Origin of the sequence: Gemmiger formicilis, from assembly GCF_900167555.1 — a bacterium.
GTDB lineage: Bacteria > Bacillota > Clostridia > Oscillospirales > Ruminococcaceae > Gemmiger > Gemmiger formicilis.
Genome location: NZ_FUYF01000063.1, coordinates 1 through 2,560, shown reverse-complemented (window position 1 = coordinate 2,560; position 2,560 = coordinate 1). Strand labels below are relative to the sequence as shown.

General features: G+C 53.8%; 1 protein-coding gene. It reads right to left on the bottom strand.

Going from position 1 to position 2,560, the window contains the following annotated elements:
* Positions 1-162: 162 nt before the first annotated feature.
* Positions 163-1,518, bottom strand: a complete 1,356-nt coding sequence (locus B5D32_RS14440; protein ID WP_078785654.1) for a GH1 family beta-glucosidase — start codon at positions 1,516-1,518, stop codon at positions 163-165.
* Between the last annotated feature and the right edge of the window lie 1,042 nt (positions 1,519-2,560).

The following is a 2,560-nucleotide window of genomic DNA, read 5'->3' as shown; positions in this document are numbered from 1 at the left end:
CTGCGCGCGCAGCAGAATAAGGGAGTATTTTTTGTGTGCAGCCTGTCAGGTATGGTTATTCCGCGAGCATTTCTCTGCATCGATCGCAAGCACGACCATCAGCGCGCAGAGGGCATCTCTTAGAGGAAACAAACACATAGCGAGGGGCCATACCGTGCCTTTTCACAGATTTTTTCCGTTCGTTTCGGCCACCTTGGCGTACCAGGCAGCGCTGTCCTTGGGGGTTCGTTTGCCGGTTGCGTAATCGAGATAGATCAGACCAAAGCGCTCGTTATAGCCCTCGCTCCACTCAAAATTATCCAGCAGTGACCAGTGGAAATAGCCGCGCACATCCACGCCACTGTCAATCGCGCGGCGCAGCGCCAGAAGATAGCGGTGGGTGAAGTCAATGCGCGCAGGGTCATGCACCTTGCCGTCCAGATGGATGCTGTCGGTGCAGGAAAGGCCGTTCTCGGTGATGTAGATGGGCAGACCGTACCGCTCCCAGATAAAGCGTGTCCCCCACTCCATCGACTCCGGGGTGATGGGCCAGCCGATGGCTGTGCGCGGATGTCCTGCGGCCCGGGGGCAGAATTCCGGCTTGCCGTTTGCCCCGGCGCGCACCATGACGGAGTTGTAGATGTTCATCCCGATGAAATCCAGCCTGCCCAGCGGCAGAGCGTCCAGCTGCTCCTGCGGGATGGCATCCACCACACGCTGGGCCTGACCGCCCGCGATCACAGGCCAGCCGCGCCCGCACAGCGGATCAAGTGCCGGGGCATAGGTGAAGGTCCAGTCTCCGTCCGCCAGCGCAAAGGTTGCCTCGCGGGCCGCCGCAATATCGGCAGGGTCGTCTGTTGCCGGGGTGCAGATGCGCCCTGTCGGGGCCATGCCGACCCGGGCATCGGGGTCAGCCCTGCGGATCGCATCGGCCGCAAGGCAGTGGGCGTAGATCGTGTTATGCCACGCTGTAAACACCGAGCCGTCATCCAGACGGAAACCGGGTGCGTGTACACCGCTGCTGTAGCCAAGCCCCACGCTGCACTGCGGCTCATTGAGGGTAAAATAGTACCGCACCCGCCCCTTAAAGTGCGCGGCCACCGCGGCGGCATACCCGGCGAAGGCTTTTGCCGTATCATCATTCAGCCAGCCGCCCTTGTCCTGCAGGGCTTGCGGCAGATCCCAGTGGTAGAGCGTGACATAAGGCTCGATCCCTGCCGCAAGCAGCGCATCGACCAGCCGGTCATACCAGGCAAGACCTGCCGGATTGACTGCCCCCGTGCCTTCCGGGAAGATGCGCGGCCAGGCAATCGAGAACCGGTACGCCTTCAGGTGCATCTCTTTCAGCAGTGCAATATCCTCTGCCCAGCGGTGATAGCTGTCGCAGGCGATGTCCCCTGTATCACCGTTCTTTGTTTTGCCCGGCGTATGGCTGAAGGTATCCCAGATGGACAGTCCCCTACCATCCTCCTGCACTGCGCCCTCGATCTGATAGGCTGCGGTTGCCGCGCCCCAGACGAAATTTTCCGGAAATGACATCGTGTATTCCTCCGTTCTTTCTGTCGTTTTCTTTTTTCGCATAAACACCAAAAAAGGTGCAGCGCAAGCGCACTGCACCTCCGTAAGTGTTATTTTACCCTTTCACACTGCCGAGCGCAATACCGCGGACAATGTACTTGGAAAGAATCAGATAGACTAACACGGCTCTCTGAAAATGCCATGACTATATTCTTGTTTTTTCTTGCCATTTAAGAAGGTGCGTTACCCCGTTCCCGGAAAAAAGAGCATCGCCGTGATGACCACGCGCGTGGAGGAAGGGGAATAATAGCAGCACTTTGGAAAGTGAATCAGAACGGATTCACTTTTTCGAGTCAAGATTTTTGGATGAATCAGAAGTGATTCACTCTTGAGAGCATATACGAATTTGTGCGGGTATCGGGTTTGTTTGTCATCGTTTTGGGATAGACATGTTTTGCTAGCATAGCATGTGGTCATCCACATGCACATTTCTGGGGTGTACCCCAGACCCCCGGCACAGTTCTTGCGTGACGATAGTGACGCTAATGACGCTCGTGACGCTGTTTTGAGGATATCCCTATACCATATCCCAGATTCAGCGTCATTAGCGTCATCTGCGTCATTCTGATTTTATTTTTCTCGTAGTATCATTGTTTCCGTTTCGAGCAGTAGTAAACTGCAAGCGTCATTTCACTATAAGCGTGACGGTAGTGACGATGGTGACGGTGTTTGTGGGATAGGGTAAAGGGGTATATCAAAAACATCGTCATTACCGTCAGCATCGTCATTCTACAGGCAAGCCGTTTTAATCTGCGGCTTGCCTGTTTTAATTTTGATGAAAATTTTTATAGCAGGTAAGATTTTGATTTTTCCCAATGGCTATATAATGCCGGCATTTTATTACAAATTATTACATTTCAAAAGTCTGCGATACTTTTTGCCCTTTCCCAGTGGCTATATAGTGAAAGCGTTTTTCACTACTTACATAGGAGGAACCCATGAACACGGAATTTCAAGATTTACCCAATGTTGTAAGTCCCAAGGAGGTGCAAACTTACTTCGG